The organism is Lysinibacillus sp. A1, from assembly GCF_000801965.1.
GTDB classification, from domain to species: domain Bacteria; phylum Bacillota; class Bacilli; order Bacillales_A; family Planococcaceae; genus Lysinibacillus; species Lysinibacillus fusiformis.
On the sequence record NZ_JSZM01000010.1, the window covers coordinates 1 to 14557 of the forward strand.

Consider the following 14557-nt stretch of genomic DNA (forward strand, 5'->3'; position numbering starts at 1 on the left):
ATAGGGAGCATATCAAAATTAGCCAAGCTGGTCTTTTTAAGTTACGTCGTTAATTATAGGTCTTAAGCCTGAAAGGGGATAAGTCTATCATTGTATTTACGAACATAGTATACTACGATATTCTATTTATAGAAAATATTTCTTTTTTTCTAAGAAATATTTTCTTAATATCTATTACTTCACTAAGGAGGAAATTTTTTTTATGAAAAATAAATTATCCGGGGTGTTAGCGGCTACTTTAGCGTTAACGATGAGCCTACCAACAGTAGCTATGGCAGTTTCTGACAATCAGACTACGGTTGTAGTGAGCCAAGAAGTTGCAAACCATAAACTGAAAAAAATTGCAGCAGAGAAGGCAAATCTACTCACGCAGTCCTATGAGACGACTAGTGTGCAATATGCGCTAATTGATAACGGTAAAGTTATTTTGTCGGGTCAAACAGGCAAGAACGATATGGAAGGAAAACAGCCGCTGACTAAAAATACCCTTTACGGGATTGGTTCAGTTAGTAAAATCTATACAACGGCGGCTGTGATGAAATTGGTCGACGAAGGAAAAGTTGATTTAGATGTTCCAGTCGTTCATTATGTTCCTGATTTTCAGATGAAAGACGAGCGTTACAAACGCATTACGCCACGTATGCTGCTGAACCACTCCTCCGGCTTGCAAGGTACTGGGTACGGTAATAGCTTTTTATTTGATGATAATGATACGTATGCCCATGATAATTTGTTGCGACAATTGTCCAACCAGAGCTTAAAAGCGGACCCAGGTGCATTCTCGGTATACTGCAACGACGGCTTTACGTTGGCTGAGATTATGGTGGAAAAAGTAAGTGGAATGAGCTTTACCGAATTTATCCATCAACAGTTTACGGAACCCTTAAAGCTCAATCATACGAAAACACCGCAGAACACAGGGAAAAACGACAAGTTTGCTGGACTTTATTTTCCAACATATGAAGGGCAGCTTCCTGCTGAATCGGTGAATGTGATTGGAACGGGAGGAATCTCATCCACAGCAGAAGATATGGTGCGTTTTTCACAAATATTTATGGGACAGGGAAAAGGAATTCTCTCTGATAAGGCAGTCAAGGCAATGGAGCAAGAGGAATATAAAAAAGGAATGTGGCCAGGAGATGGGGATAATATTATCAACTATGGTCTTGGCTGGGATAGTGTGAAACTATATCCATTCAGTGAATACGGGATAAAGGGCTTGGCTAAAGGTGGAGATACAGGACTACAACATGCTTCATTGGTCGTACTTCCTGAGCAGAAGATGGCAGTGGCTGTGTTGTCATCTGGCGGTAGTAGCTCTACAAATCAACTGATGGCGACAGAAATACTGCTCGCAGCGCTTAAAGAAAAGGGCGTAATAAAGGATATCAAGCCGAACAAATCCTTTGGCAAGCCGGTCAAGGCCAAGATGCCTGAAGATATAGCAAAGAAAGCGGGTTTTTACGGCAATAGTTTCAGTCATTTCAACATAGAAATTACGAAAAATGGAGAACTACTCTTACCCGGTAATTCAGAAGAAAAATATGTCTATACTGCAGATGGAAGCTTCATTCATGAAACAGGCACTTCCAAGCTCTACTTCATCAAAGAAAAGAATGACCGAACATACTTGGTGGAGAGCTCATTTATTTCGTTACCAGGTTTAGGGCAAGTAGCGGTTACTCAATATTTAGCCGAGAAATTAGAAGACAATATGCTATCGAAGGAAACGACTGTCGCATGGGCACAAAGGGAAGGGGTTAAGTATTATCTCGTAAATGAAAAATATAGTTCTGCTCTATATCTCTTACCAATGATGCTGACAACACAAATTAATCGTAATGAAGGTCTAGATGGCTATTGGAATGGCAGAAAAATTACAGGTCCAAACACGGCTGCGCATCAGCTTCAGATCCCTGTATCGGCAGGTCGTGATACGTCAGAAGCTCGTTTCTATACAGAAGGTGGTAATGAATATATGGAGATGGGCGGATTGTTATACGTAAGTGGGTCCAACGTAAAATCACTTGATGCAGATCAAACATCCAAAGTGAAGCTACAAGCAAATGGTCATGCGGAATGGTTTACGATCCCGCAAGCGGCAGCAGGGAAAACGATGACAGTGTCATTACCAGCAAAAAGTTCGTTCGCAGTGTATGATGAGGAAGGTCTATACGTCAATTTTACTGTTGTGAGCGGCAATAACAAAGTAAAGCTACCGAAGAACGGAACGGTTGTATTTGCGGGTGCACCGAACTCGGAATTTACAATTACGTTGAACTAGTACTACTACAATCGGATGGGTATTCTGAATATACATTTAAACCACTGCCCACATGATAACATTCTTATTTTATGCCATGAAATAGATAGAACATAAGAATTAATACACACAAAAATCACTCATTTGAAAAATAATGAGTGATTTTCATTTTATTCTTCTATTAATAGTGAAAAGATACACCTACTGAACTTCATTTACTAATATTCCATAGAAGCATCCTACACATTGCAAGATAGGGTCAATTGATTCTGGGAGGGAAGTAAATTAAAAAATTGAGCCATTTCCATAATAGGAAATGGCATAATGGGCAATTAGAATAAGGGTACAAAATGGGATACGCGAAGCTAAACAATAGGGCTTAATACTATTATATATATGATTTGATATTCTATGTTTTTTAGTTAATTGTCTTTAAATAAAAATTATATGGTCTCCATTGAAATTAACAGGAACACCTTTTAATTTAGTATTTAGGAATAGGATGTTCTATGTGTTATTTTATGTATCAAAAGTTTTGTGATAGAAGCGTTCAACTCAGATAGATGTTCTAGAAATAAGAGCTGTAGCGGTACACACGCTACAGCTCGTTGGTTGTATTAACAGTCTTCTTCTCTTTTTAAGAAAGTTGCACCGACAATGATTAAAAGAATAAATAGAACAACAATTAGGGCAAATGTTGAGCCATTATTAGATCCGCCGCCATAATAGCCTCCATTTTCTATGCCGCCTACATTTCCACAGTATCCCATAATATATCCCTCCTTTCTACAATACATAGTATGTTAGCTGTAGACAAGGATGGGGGTGTTAACCTATCAATTATAGGGCTACATAAAGTATATTTTTGTTAGACAAAACAATAATAAAGCCATTTGGGATAGGAGCGATCATTAGATAGATAATTAGGGTATGTGTGATCAGGTTAGCTTTACCTTACTATTCATAAATGTGATAACTAATCATGAAAATAGGTAAAGCAATTCAAAAACTGTCGGAGCAAATTTGAAGAAGATATATACTGAAAAAAGCCCCTTCAGATAGTTTGAAGGGACTCTCCTATACGATTCGTGTATGACGATAGTTCTGAAATGGTTATTTGTATTTTTTAGCTAGAGATTCGCTGCCAATTGCTCCAATGATCGTCATAAAAAATGGTGTAATTTGAAAGAATAGAGAATCCTTTAGGAACACAATATTTAAATCAAATAACTTATTTCCTATGACAATGAATATCTTAGCCAGTATGAATAAGAATCCAATGATTAGAAGAATATCAAAAAATAACTTCCATCTTGGATAGACTAATTTTTGGCTATCTTTGATGAGTTTCTCTTTCAAAGAATGATCCTCCTTTACTAATTCATCAAGCGTAATATCAAAAATGTCACTTAACTTAATTAACAATTCAATACTAGGGTAACTTTCTCCACGTTCCCATTTAGAGATAGATTGTCTACTAATAGTAAGTTTTTCTCCAAGCTGTTGTTGTGACATATTATGCTTTTGACGTTCTTCTTTTATTTTTGAAGAAAAATACATATGATCAACTCCTATCCACAGTATATTTATTTGCATTTAAAAACTAAAGAACCGCATCGTTGCATAGGGTGTAAACTATTAGTTTCCCCTTGGAAAATGCGCTTATTTCTGTGTATAGTCCTTTATTTATATAGTGTTATTACAAAAAAGATGTTTGGTGGAATTTTCGTGAACAAACCATTTTGTCTGTATCTTATAATAACGGGTTCTGTTGTTGATTGCGAAATGTAAAAAAAGTAAAATTAAAGGGAGAGCATTTCGCAAGCGAATAAGACTCCCTTATAAATATTGATTGATCAGTATTTTATCATGTGTAAGTTTCTAGCAATATACATTAGGATAGTGACCAGCAGTCAGTGGTCAAATGTTTAGAATAGGGGTGAGTATGATGTCGAAAATTTCCTATAGTGGTTTGAAATATGGAAAAAGTGATGTAGAAATAAAAATTTTAGTGGATATACAAAATGATTGGTTAGAGATAACGCATACCAAGGAAGTCTCTCAAGTGATGAACAAAACAACAGGTGAATATATCATAGTCAATCGAAATACCTTGAAACTTGAGATAGTTTAAGCTTTCAATGAAGATTCCAAAGAGGTAAAGCCATTAAACGTTGTGATAACGTTTGTGAAGTATGAAGAGGGGAAAAGCAAAAGAGGTTTTAATCCTTTTGCTTAATTTCTAAAAATACTGAGAAACTGAATGCACTAAACATAATGATTGAAAAAATAATGGTAGCGGTGGATTTGAGAGAAACTGATGTAAACAATAAAACAAGAGTACCAATGGTAATGGCTAGGCGCACTAAAATATTTGTTTTTTTACTTGGCTTAAAAAAATCCTCCAATAGGCCAAGAAAAAAACAAAATGCTATCAAAATGAGATACTCATAAAGTAGTATTGGTTCTAAATATTCAGGACTGAACCTTGTTAACTGAATAGCAGAAAGAATCATAAGAATATATTTGGTATATGTAAAAATGACCGACAAAGTATCACCTCATTTTTATGATAGGCAACTAAATAATGTAAGTCTAGATGAAATTTGGAGTAATTTTAATCGGAAGTCGCCTAGTTAGGTGGCTTTTTAATTTTGCCATGTATCTCTCACACTAAATAAAAATACTATACAAATGCTATTTAATTTTCAAACAAGCAAACCCCGATTTAAGCAAGGGCGGGGGTAAAAGTATAATTGTTTAATTTTTGAAGTAGGGTATTTTTCACACTAAAAAATCCTTATATTTAAAAAACTATTCAATTTTTAGAAAGAACGGCATCAGTTTTTTTGGAATTGTCTCGTATCGTGGTTGAGATTTTAGATAAAGTTCAACATGGCGGCACAAATTGAGGTTAGAGCTGGTAAAGTGTTAGGGAGGAAGAACCTAGTTAGTTGAAAGGTATAGGGCAGTAGAATAAGTATTTTTTAAGCAAAAGGTGATAAACCGGGAAAGAATTTCCCGGTTATTTGAAACTTATTATGCTAATGTTTTATTTTGCATTAGATAATTTTTCAATCGCTTCTTGTTCAGTGGAAACAAAAAATATATGGTTTCCTTTATTACATTCATAAATAAAATCTTTCAGTGCTTTACTACTATAAACTGAAAAATCACCTATAATAGCAAACTTAATATGGTAATTAACGAACTTTTGAAGGATATTACCTGCAAGCTTTGTACTAAGATTAAAAAAATCTTCTGAAATGGCTTCCTTATTTAGTGCCAATCGATTACTGCCTGTTTCATAGCTAGTTGTCATAATAAAGTCCAAAGCACTTTGTTCATCTTTCAATAAAATAGTATCTTCATGAACGAGTGCTATTTTTTGTCCGTTAACTTCTGTTATTTTTATATTCATTTTCATTACCCCTATTAACTATAATGATTTCTATTATAACCTAAATTTTCAATTGTGAAATGTATAGAGTAATAGGGAGACACATTACGGTGATAGTAAAAATTTTCATTAATATTAAAGGGTTTGATAGTGGTAATTATATCCATATTTTCTTTTGTATTGTATAATAAAAGTACATTATTTAAAAGGTGATGGTCATTTTGCTAACAATCTTACAAATTGTTTTTTCAATCCTAGTAGTATCATTTTCAACTTACGGAATTATCACAGGTGATTATCGGTTAAATTTCTTAATGATATTGTTCTTAGGTGTATTGCTTTTAATTTTAGGATTGAAAGAATTTCAAAAAGAGAGAAAAGTTAATGGCTGGCTCTTTATTGGGGTATTTTTATTTTCAGTATTTGTGTCCATTTCTAGTATCTTTTAATAAACAGGAGGTATAAAGTTACCTCGATTTTTTAAGCTTTCACCTTTGGGTGGAGGCATTTTCTTGTGCTTTGAAACGGCATCCAACAGCTGACATGCTCCAAATTAAGAGGGGAGAGTTTGGTGTGGTTATGAGTGGGCTTGGTAGAATAAGATTCCAATTCGGTAATTTTTGCATTATGATAATGTATGGGAGATGTAGGTTTCCTCGCCATCATGGATAATAATGGAGGGTTTAAATGACACCAGAGCATATTGTTAAGAAATTTTTTGAAGAAGTACGTTCAGGAAAAAATCCAGATTATGCAACTGAATTAATGGCAGACAAAGTATTGGCACACCAAGTTATTTCAGAAGAAGAAATAACGGTTGTAAGAACGCCAAAGGATTATGCTGACCATGTAAAAGAAATGATAGACGCATATGGCGATTTTTCATTAGAAATACAAGAATTCATGGTACAAGATCATAAAGTATATGTACGTTGGAAACAAGCTGGTAAGCATGTTGGAGAGGTCGATGGTTATCAGCCAACCAATCTTCCGGTTATTGAAATAGCGAGCGCGGTTTATAGAATAGAAGATGAAAAAATAGTAGAATACTGGATACAAATTGATCGAGCTGGTATTGAAAACCAACTCAAACGCAATACGAATAATTAACATCCTTCGGGGTGTTTTTATTTTGTTCAGAACTGTGAGTATTCAACAATTTCTCGCCTCGTATTCGTTGATACTTGCTGTTGAGGCTCATACAATCAGATTGTTTATCATATTTAGGGGAAGGTAGTTAGCCGGATAATTTCTTTTTCGTAAAACAGGTATGGGTAATGTCATTAAATAGGCATTAATGATAGTTGATATAATCATCCATAAAATAACTGTTCTAACTATAAACATACTACTTTCCCCATTTCTTTGCGTCCATATCAGACGTAACATGTGTAGTTTTTTATTGGATTCATTTTAAAAAAACGAAAAGCTCTAATCAATCCTTTGTCCTTTACCCATAAGCTTCTATCTTTTTAAAGCAATTTGAATTAAGCATCCATTATATACCCGCCTAGATAAACTTATTTTACCATGCAGAGGAAGAGAGGTAGGGGAAAGGAAGTACGCCGTATAATCCCCAACAATTTATGTAAAGGACATGTAACACAAAAAGTTTTAGAAAAAACACTCATTTTTCCCTAGCATTCATACCAAGCCTTATTCAATAGCTCAATACCTTGAAAGATCTCTTCCTCATTTAAGTTGGCAAATCCAAGCATTACTTTTGCAGATAATTCTTCTGTAGGGGTAGCGTAAAAAATGGAGGTTGGATATACTTTTACTCCTTTGATTGATGCTTTTTCAATTAGTTCATCTTCGCTCATATTATTATTGGGCTCTAGCAGTATATGCAGACCACCACTGTCCCCATAGATTTTCATCTTATCGCCAAATATTTGGTGAATGGCTTTTATGAGGGCCTCATATCTTTTCTTATAATTATTTCTCGATTTATTGAGATGTCTCTCCCAATGACCACTTTCCATAAATAGCTGTAAAGTATGTTGATGTAATCTCGATACGGTTTGAACATAATAGCTGTTTTTACGATATACATTTATTAAATTTTTAGGTAATACCATATAGCTTATCTTGATAGAAGGAATTAAGGATTTAGAGAAGGTGCCCATATAAATTACATGATCATATGAATCCAATCCTTGAAGTGCGGGTATTGGTTTACCAGCATATCTAAATTCTCCATCATAATCATCCTCTATAATGTAGGCATTCTCTTCTTTTGCCCACTCTAATAATTCTAGTCTTCTGGAAATAGGCATCACATGACCTAGTGGGAATTGATGGGATGGTGTGACGTAAATGGCTTTTATGTGGCTATTTCGTAAATGAGTAATACTCAATCCTTTTTCATCTAATGGTATGGGCTTCATCTTGATATGATGATCTTTAAATAGATAACGAACTCGATGATACCCTGGATCTTCCATCCCAAAAAGCTCATCTCTCCCAATTATGTTACATAGCACGCCTAAAAGATACTGTAAACCAGCTCCTATGACAATTTGATCTGCTGAACATTTAACTCCTCTAGCTTCATAAAGATAGGTTGCAATATATTGTCGTAATTCAAGCTCACCTTGTGCATCGCCATACATAAAAAGGTGACTCTGTTCTTCATGAAGGCTGTGCATACTCAATTGACGCCAAATTTTATAGGGAAAATCTTTTACATTAATATCTCCATATTTAAAATCAAACTTAATGACAGAACTATCTTTTATTTGGTTAGATTTTTGGGGCATCTCCATGGATTCTAAAACAGAACCTTGGAAATAATGCTTCTCCAGCTCTTCAACATAAAGACCTTGTCGTTCCTTACTTACCACATAACCTTCTGCAAGGAGTTGTTGATAGGCTGTATCTACAGTATTACGACTAATGTTTAAGTGATGTGCTAGACTTCGTTGAGAGGGCAGCTTGGTTTTAGCGACAATGTTGCCAGCTTGAATTTCAACTTTTAAATATTTATATAACTGAAAATAAAGTGGTTCTTCATTGTTTAAAATGGGGGTAATTTCAATCATACGTTTCACTGGCTCCTTCCAAAATTACATATTTGGCTCTGTTAACAGGTGCAGTCAACCTTTTATAATCAAAATACATGGTGAAAGGGAAACTGTAAACAAATTAAGACGATCGTTTTTTTCATTTCACAATGAATGTAAAGAGGAGGGGTTTATATGTTTATCCCAAAGTATTATAAAATAACAGATATGAAAGAAATACAAGAATTTATTAAAATGAATTCATTTGCGACAATTGTGGCGATAAGTAAGGGGAGACCCATAGCGTCCCATATTCCATTACTGCTTAATCAAGATCAGGATGACTATTACCTAACAGGTCACTTAGCTTACGGCAATCCGTTATGGAAAACTTTTGAGGAGACGGATCAACTATTAACTATTTTTAATGGTCCACATGCTTATATTTCTTCGTCTTGGTATGAACAAGAGAATGTACCCACTTGGAATTATCAAGCGGTTCATATTTATGGGAAAGCAAATATTATGGAAGGTAAGGAATTAGAACAGGATTTATCAAAATTACTAGAAAAATATGAGAAATTCCGTGAAAACCCTGTCCTGTGGGAAAAGCTATCTCCTGAAATGTTACAAAAAGAAATAAAAGGAATAAAAGGATTTAAAATAAAAGTAGAAGAGGTTCAGGCTGCCTATAAATTAAGTCAAAATCGAAATAGTACGGATTACGCCAATATTATTAAAGAGCTTTATCAAGAAAACGATCCACATGCTTCTGCAGTAGCTGAGGCAATGAAGAAAAACAGAAATGACTAAAACAAAAGGCAGAAACGAGGTATTAAGAGCGTTTCTGCCTTTTAATGTAACTGAAGAAAGAGAAGATTAAAAAGAAAAAAGAGCTGTCCTATAATAGAACAGCTAATAACTAGTAAAATTATTTAGCAGATTTAAAAAGTGCTTTTCCTTTTTTGTATACAAATCTTTCCCACTTAGCTAACAGCCCATTTCCATTCTCGCCATTTTCTAATGCTAACGCATGATTTTTATGGAAATCTTTTACTCGATGATGATGTTCTTTTTGCCATTGGTGTATAGGACGATGGTTCATTGTCTAACCTCCTTTTAGTGATTTAAGTATATGGCGAAAAGAGATGAATGAAAAGCAATCTGTGAATTTTAGGAAAAGGAAAATAATTCGTTAACTTATTTCAATCGAGAAAAGAATTTAGCGGTCCATGATATTTCTCCTATTCATTTCGTAGATTGAAAGGGTACAATACCATTAGTTCTTTTAGGCATAATTTTATGGATAAAGAAATTAGGTTATTGAAATTCATTCAGTAAGTTTTTTTCTAGATCAGAGAGGTAGAAACATAGGTATGGTAACCTTTAGTACTTTGATAGCTTTTGCACTTGTTTCACTTGGGATGGTTTGCTCGCCAGGACCGAATATGATGTATCTCATTTCTCGCTCTATTACACAAGGACGGATGGCAGGATTCATATCATTATTAGGTATAATGCTAGGTTTTATCATTTACATAATTGCCACAATGTTTGGACTTACAGTGCTGTTCATTACGGTTCCATTTTTATATGAATTGGTGAAATGGTCAGGAGCCATGTATTTATTATGGCTCGCTTGGAATTCGATAAAACCTGGCGCAACATCTATTCTTGAACCTCGGACAGTTTCTATAGAACCACCAAGGAAACTATTTTTAATGGGACTTATGACGAATTTGCTAAATCCCAAGATTGCCATTTTGTATGTATCACTTTTACCTCAATTTGAAGATCCCACAAAGGGTTCTTTACTGATTCAGGGGGGGATATTGGGGCTAACACAGATCACCGTGAGTTTTATTGTCAATCTCATTATTGTTTTGGTAGCTAGTCGAGTTGCCAAATTATTGGGCACACGTCCTACTTGGATAAAGGTCCAACGATGGTTCATGGCAAGTGTTTTGACATGTCTTGCTGTTAATCTTGTATTTCAACGCAAATAAAGTTTGATAACTAGTTCTTAATGAAATGAAAGATTCGGGCGCAGTGGGCGTTGTCTATACAAATGGGCTAAAATTTGCATTCCTACAACGGCATTTTGTTCGACTATTCGAAAAGGCATATAGAGGGTGAATAAAGTTAGTGGGAGAAGGGCGTTTATAAGAAGTGTATTCTTAAATTAATAAGAATTTTTTATAGTTTTTGGATGTCTTATGTGGGGAGCGGTACAACTCATTTATACCACTTTACAAACAAAGTTGGATCATGATATTGGCGGGATAGCAATATACATCATATTATTCATTCTGTATCGTAATAAGTTACAATTCTCAGGCTTTTATGAAGGCCCCCATCAAAAAGTATTACCCCAAAAAGTAACTCTTGTATGAATGGCTTGCTCTCTATTACTATTCATACTACCAACCATCATACAATAACAAGAGAATTTAGTGGCAACAGGCTCAGAGCTCGTTTTTAGAGTCCAGGTCTTTTTATTTCACAAATTTTCCGTACTTCGTAACCTAGCGTGAAGTACGAAATCCTATTGTTGTTGGGCTGTTAGGAAAAAGAGGAATGAAAATTAAAAAAAGGGTCAATTTTCGGGGCGACCCTTTTATGGTAAACATAGAAAAGGCTGTTATGATTATTTTATCTCGAAGAAGGAAGGCTATATGGAGACTATTTATTATTGCCCGACATGGATGTTGAACAAAGCTAGCGCCTAGTGCCGACAATAATTAAAAGTATGAATAGGACAACGATTAGTGCGAATGATAAATTATCGTGTTTGTCATAGTTTGTACCCATTATAAATCCCTCCTTTCTATCATCTAGAATATGTAAAGTTATAGATAGGAGAGATGCTATTCAACTAATCAATCCTTTCTTTTGAAAAATTTAATATGAATATTTCGTCCATAAAGTTCCTATTTATTTCATGCAAATAGAAGATTGCTGAAATCAGTCGCTTAGTGCTGTAATATGAATCGATAATGTCAGTTCCTGCGCTTACCCGGGAAATTTTTTTCTTATTTCCTAGGCGAGTAACCCAATTGATTAGGGAAATATAAATCATGGCAGCATATGAAATAACAGCGGATGAACGAATTACCGAGGAAATAAAGCTGTACAGGGAGCGTCATTTGGTAGTGAAATGATTGCTAGCATAAAGAGAACATTTAAAAAAGGGAAATAAACTTGATCTATTATGTAATGGATCTTTTTACAGATATCAAGTTTGATGAGAATCCAGCCGGCTTAATAAATAAACATAATCCAAGAGTGTTAGTAGATGGACATGTAATTACACGGTAAAAGGTCTACTCACAGCTCTAAAGATATAAATTTTGTTTTAAAAACAGGATACAATTTGTGTTAAAATGATACAAAATTAAGGGGTGATTCATTTGATCAACTATCCATTTTTAAAAGAGGACGTGACCATTGGAGTTACAGCACCTTCCTCTGGTGTACAGGCTGAACTTCATGATTTATTGAAAACAGCCTGCATTCGTATGGAAAATAAGGGGTTTAGAGTCATTTGTGGAGAAACTGCTTGGACTCAGGATAAGGCAAAATCTGCCCCGGCTATGAAGCGTGCGGAAGAGTTTCATCACATGATGGCTAATGATGATATCGATATTATTATTCCTCCATGGGGTGGAGAGCTTCTTATTGAAATACTCGAATATATTGATTTCTCCAATATTCAGCCAAAATGGGTATTAGGGTACTCAGATGTTAGTCTACTATTGTTGGCAATTACATTAACAACGGGTATCGCTACTGCACATGGAACGAACTTAGTAGATTTAAGAGGAGAGTATTCTGATGATACAACTGCCATGTGGCAATCCGTTTTATCTTTAAAAAAAGGCGAATCCATCATACAGCATTCGTCAGACTACTATCAAAAAGAATGGCAGTTCGATAGCCTTTCGCCATATGTTTTTAATTTTACGGAAAAAACGAAATGGCTATCTACATCACTGGAGAGGGTGAAAATTAAAGGGCGTTTACTTGGTGGATGTATAGATACTATCAGACATTTAATTGGAACGAAATTCGGTGATGTTCAAAGCTTTCAAGAAACGCATATTCAAGGTGAATCTATTATATGGTACTTGGAAAACTGCGAATTATCCACGACTGATCTACGCAGATTCCTTGTACAAATGAAATTAGCTGGATGGCTTAATAAGTGTTCAGGTATTCTATTTGGTAGAAGTGCTGCGAATACATCCGTTGGAAATTATACAATTGAAGATGTCTATCAAGAACTTTCCGAGGAGCTACAAATTCCTATAATCTATGACATTGATTGTGGGCATGTGCCACCACAAATCACTTTTATAAACGGAGCATATGCAGAAATAGAATCATATAACGGTAAAGGGACTATTGTGCAACACTTTATTTAAGGATTTCCCAATATAAAACCACCCTCTAAAAGATTTAGAGGGTGGTTGTTTGTATGGTTATGCGATTAGATGGAATTTCGATAAGCTTTTTGTGTGGTGAAGTACTTAGATTTTGATAATATATTTTGGAGATTATGTTGCGCTAATGGTCCTAATTTATTACTATTAGAGCCCAACAAACCATCTTTAGCCGCATTTTTAAGTGTGTCAATTTGTTTAGTTGTGAGTTTAGAGGTTTTGCTGCTTTCAATAATTTTATTCACATTATCGATTCTCTCTTGTTTCTCTTTAGAAGTACGGTTAATGTCGTTACTGTTTTGGTTGTTTTGCTTTTGTTGTGTGAGACCTTGTTTATAAGATCGACGTGTCATTAAATATTGCATAGTTGATGATGAGTTTCTCGATGTTATCATAAAAAGTTTCCACCTTCCTAATTTTTTAGTATTTACCATACATATCCTATTATCGTCCAAAACTCTCTTTACATTAGCTTCAAAATTAAATTATGGAGAAGATGAACATGAAAATTAACTTAGCACAGATGAATTTAAAAACGTTACCTGATTTTAAGGAATCCCAAATAAAAGGGATAAGGGATTTGAATCTATTTGATAACGATTTGAGGGAAATACCTACACAAATCTTTGAAATGACGAGTATAGAAATACTGAATATTTCAGTCAATAAAATTAACAATTTGCCAGCAGAAATCACGAACTTAAAGAATCTGAGAATGTTAGATGCAGGGCATAATCATATTGATCTCATTCCTCCTGAAATTGGTCATTTAGTGAATATGGAGGACTATTTGTATTTTCATAATAATCAATTGCAATCGATCCCTCCAGAAATCGGCCAGCTTACAAAAGTAAGATATTTAAACCTAAGTGATAATTTGTTGAGTGAACTACCAGAGGAAATAGGGAATTTGAATAAACTGGTAGAACTGCGAATAATGAATAATCGATTAACGGAGTTGCCAGAAAGTTTGTGTAGATTAACGAATTTAAGAGAATTACATTTGAAAAAAAATAGCATGACCATTTTGCCTGAAAAAATCGGAGAACTAGCATTATTACGGGTTTTAGAGTTAGAAGACAATCAATTACAGGAAGTACCTGATTCATTATTTACATGTATAAAATTAAGACGGTTAAATCTAAGACAAAATAAATTGAAAACATTGCCGGCATCGATTGGTCATTTGAAAAATCTAATAGAATTAGATCTACGAAGTAATGATTTAAAGGAAGTACCGGAATCATTATTGGCAATGGAAAGCTTAGAACGACTAGATTTAAGGTGGAATCATGAATTAAAGATCCCGAGCTGGTTAGACGAATTAGAGGAAAGAGGCTGTATCGTATATTTGTAGAATTAGAACAGTTGAGTATGCTTTGACCATATAAGTAAAGTTCGAAAAGCACGTGAATAGTTCTCGCTAAACGTTTTTATCGTAAATAAA

At 34.6% G+C, this 14557-nt stretch carries 15 protein-coding genes; 8 read left to right on the forward strand and 7 right to left on the reverse strand.

Annotated elements, in window-relative coordinates; genetic code table 11:
- The first annotated feature begins 202 nt into the window (after positions 1–202).
- On the forward strand, positions 203–2284 hold the full coding sequence (locus PI85_RS07190; protein ID WP_036125532.1) for a serine hydrolase: 2082 nt from the start codon (positions 203–205) through the stop codon (positions 2282–2284).
- Between the two features lie 596 nt (positions 2285–2880).
- On the opposite strand, the gene PI85_RS23840 is transcribed toward PI85_RS07190, so the two are convergent.
- Both PI85_RS23840 and PI85_RS07195 read right to left on the reverse strand, forming a co-directional pair.
- Positions 2881–3033 (reverse strand): YjcZ family sporulation protein, encoded by a 153-nt coding sequence (locus PI85_RS23840; protein WP_081937001.1) that lies wholly within the window; start codon positions 3031–3033, stop codon positions 2881–2883.
- A 343-nt stretch (positions 3034–3376) separates the two neighbouring features.
- Positions 3377–3823, reverse strand: a complete 447-nt coding sequence (locus PI85_RS07195) for a helix-turn-helix domain-containing protein (protein WP_036125533.1) — start codon at positions 3821–3823, stop codon at positions 3377–3379.
- Between the two features lie 388 nt (positions 3824–4211).
- Between PI85_RS07195 and PI85_RS07200 the strand changes: the two genes are divergently transcribed.
- The gene (locus PI85_RS07200; protein WP_036125535.1) at positions 4212–4397 is read left to right on the forward strand and encodes a hypothetical protein; all 186 of its coding nucleotides are present in this window, start codon (positions 4212–4214) and stop codon (positions 4395–4397) included.
- 918 nt (positions 4398–5315) lie between these two features.
- Here the strand turns inward: PI85_RS07200 and PI85_RS07210 are convergent.
- Positions 5316–5684: a DUF4180 domain-containing protein gene (locus tag PI85_RS07210; protein ID WP_036125539.1), complete on the reverse strand. Its 369-nt coding sequence runs from the start codon at positions 5682–5684 to the stop codon at positions 5316–5318.
- A gap of 191 nt (positions 5685–5875) precedes the next feature.
- On the opposite strand from PI85_RS07210, the gene PI85_RS07215 reads away from it, so the two are divergent.
- Positions 5876–6112, forward strand: a complete 237-nt coding sequence (locus PI85_RS07215; RefSeq protein WP_082011551.1) for a DUF3953 domain-containing protein — start codon at positions 5876–5878, stop codon at positions 6110–6112.
- A gap of 238 nt (positions 6113–6350) precedes the next feature.
- Complete coding sequence (locus tag PI85_RS07220; RefSeq protein WP_036125542.1) at positions 6351–6773, forward strand: ester cyclase; 423 nt, start codon at positions 6351–6353, stop codon at positions 6771–6773.
- 527 nt (positions 6774–7300) lie between these two features.
- Here PI85_RS07220 and PI85_RS07225 read toward each other — a convergent pair.
- A complete protein-coding gene (locus tag PI85_RS07225; RefSeq protein ID WP_036125544.1) occupies positions 7301–8707 on the reverse strand; it encodes a PLP-dependent aminotransferase family protein in 1407 nt (468 codons plus the stop codon).
- Between the two features lie 156 nt (positions 8708–8863).
- Here PI85_RS07225 and PI85_RS07230 point away from each other — a divergent pair, with 156 nt between their 5' ends.
- A complete protein-coding gene (locus tag PI85_RS07230) occupies positions 8864–9481 on the forward strand; it encodes an FMN-binding negative transcriptional regulator (protein WP_036125546.1) in 618 nt (205 codons plus the stop codon).
- Positions 9482–9599: 118 nt separating this feature from the next.
- Here PI85_RS07230 and PI85_RS24635 read toward each other — a convergent pair whose 3' ends face one another.
- Positions 9600–9773 (reverse strand): hypothetical protein, encoded by a 174-nt coding sequence (locus tag PI85_RS24635; RefSeq protein ID WP_200878311.1) that lies wholly within the window; start codon positions 9771–9773, stop codon positions 9600–9602.
- Between the two features lie 271 nt (positions 9774–10044).
- Here PI85_RS24635 and PI85_RS07235 point away from each other — a divergent pair, with 271 nt between their 5' ends.
- Positions 10045–10674 (forward strand): LysE family translocator, encoded by a 630-nt coding sequence (locus tag PI85_RS07235; protein ID WP_036125548.1) that lies wholly within the window; start codon positions 10045–10047, stop codon positions 10672–10674.
- A gap of 712 nt (positions 10675–11386) precedes the next feature.
- Here PI85_RS07235 and PI85_RS23845 read toward each other — a convergent pair.
- On the reverse strand, positions 11387–11479 hold the full coding sequence (locus PI85_RS23845; protein ID WP_080709335.1) for a YjcZ family sporulation protein: 93 nt from the start codon (positions 11477–11479) through the stop codon (positions 11387–11389).
- 599 nt (positions 11480–12078) lie between these two features.
- On the opposite strand from PI85_RS23845, the gene PI85_RS07240 reads away from it, so the two are divergent.
- Positions 12079–13092: a S66 peptidase family protein gene (locus tag PI85_RS07240; protein WP_036125550.1), complete on the forward strand. Its 1014-nt coding sequence runs from the start codon at positions 12079–12081 to the stop codon at positions 13090–13092.
- A gap of 65 nt (positions 13093–13157) precedes the next feature.
- Here the strand turns inward: PI85_RS07240 and PI85_RS07245 are convergent, their stop codons facing one another.
- Complete coding sequence (locus tag PI85_RS07245; protein WP_036125552.1) at positions 13158–13505, reverse strand: hypothetical protein; 348 nt, start codon at positions 13503–13505, stop codon at positions 13158–13160.
- Between the two features lie 107 nt (positions 13506–13612).
- Here PI85_RS07245 and PI85_RS07250 point away from each other — a divergent pair, with 107 nt between their 5' ends.
- Positions 13613–14467, forward strand: a complete 855-nt coding sequence (locus PI85_RS07250; protein ID WP_235318465.1) for a leucine-rich repeat domain-containing protein — start codon at positions 13613–13615, stop codon at positions 14465–14467.
- The last annotated feature ends 90 nt before the right edge of the window (positions 14468–14557 follow it).

What these genes read in the sequence shown, in the direction of transcription:
- PI85_RS07190 (WP_036125532.1), top strand. Translation starts at nt 203, where the DNA reads ATGAAAAATAAATTATCCGGGGTGTTAGCGGCTACTTTAGCGTTAACG.
- PI85_RS23840 (WP_081937001.1), bottom strand. Translation starts at nt 3,033, where the DNA reads ATGGGATACTGTGGAAATGTAGGCGGCATAGAAAATGGAGGCTATTAT.
- PI85_RS07195 (WP_036125533.1), bottom strand. Translation starts at nt 3,823, where the DNA reads ATGTATTTTTCTTCAAAAATAAAAGAAGAACGTCAAAAGCATAATATG.
- PI85_RS07200 (WP_036125535.1), top strand. Translation starts at nt 4,212, where the DNA reads ATGTCGAAAATTTCCTATAGTGGTTTGAAATATGGAAAAAGTGATGTA.
- PI85_RS07210 (WP_036125539.1), bottom strand. Translation starts at nt 5,684, where the DNA reads ATGAATATAAAAATAACAGAAGTTAACGGACAAAAAATAGCACTCGTT.
- PI85_RS07215 (WP_082011551.1), top strand. Translation starts at nt 5,876, where the DNA reads ATGGTCATTTTGCTAACAATCTTACAAATTGTTTTTTCAATCCTAGTA.
- PI85_RS07220 (WP_036125542.1), top strand. Translation starts at nt 6,351, where the DNA reads ATGACACCAGAGCATATTGTTAAGAAATTTTTTGAAGAAGTACGTTCA.
- PI85_RS07225 (WP_036125544.1), bottom strand. Translation starts at nt 8,707, where the DNA reads ATGATTGAAATTACCCCCATTTTAAACAATGAAGAACCACTTTATTTT.
- PI85_RS07230 (WP_036125546.1), top strand. Translation starts at nt 8,864, where the DNA reads ATGTTTATCCCAAAGTATTATAAAATAACAGATATGAAAGAAATACAA.
- PI85_RS24635 (WP_200878311.1), bottom strand. Translation starts at nt 9,773, where the DNA reads ATGAACCATCGTCCTATACACCAATGGCAAAAAGAACATCATCATCGA.
- PI85_RS07235 (WP_036125548.1), top strand. Translation starts at nt 10,045, where the DNA reads ATGGTAACCTTTAGTACTTTGATAGCTTTTGCACTTGTTTCACTTGGG.
- PI85_RS23845 (WP_080709335.1), bottom strand. Translation starts at nt 11,479, where the DNA reads ATGGGTACAAACTATGACAAACACGATAATTTATCATTCGCACTAATC.
- PI85_RS07245 (WP_036125552.1), bottom strand. Translation starts at nt 13,505, where the DNA reads ATGATAACATCGAGAAACTCATCATCAACTATGCAATATTTAATGACA.
- PI85_RS07250 (WP_235318465.1), top strand. Translation starts at nt 13,613, where the DNA reads ATGAAAATTAACTTAGCACAGATGAATTTAAAAACGTTACCTGATTTT.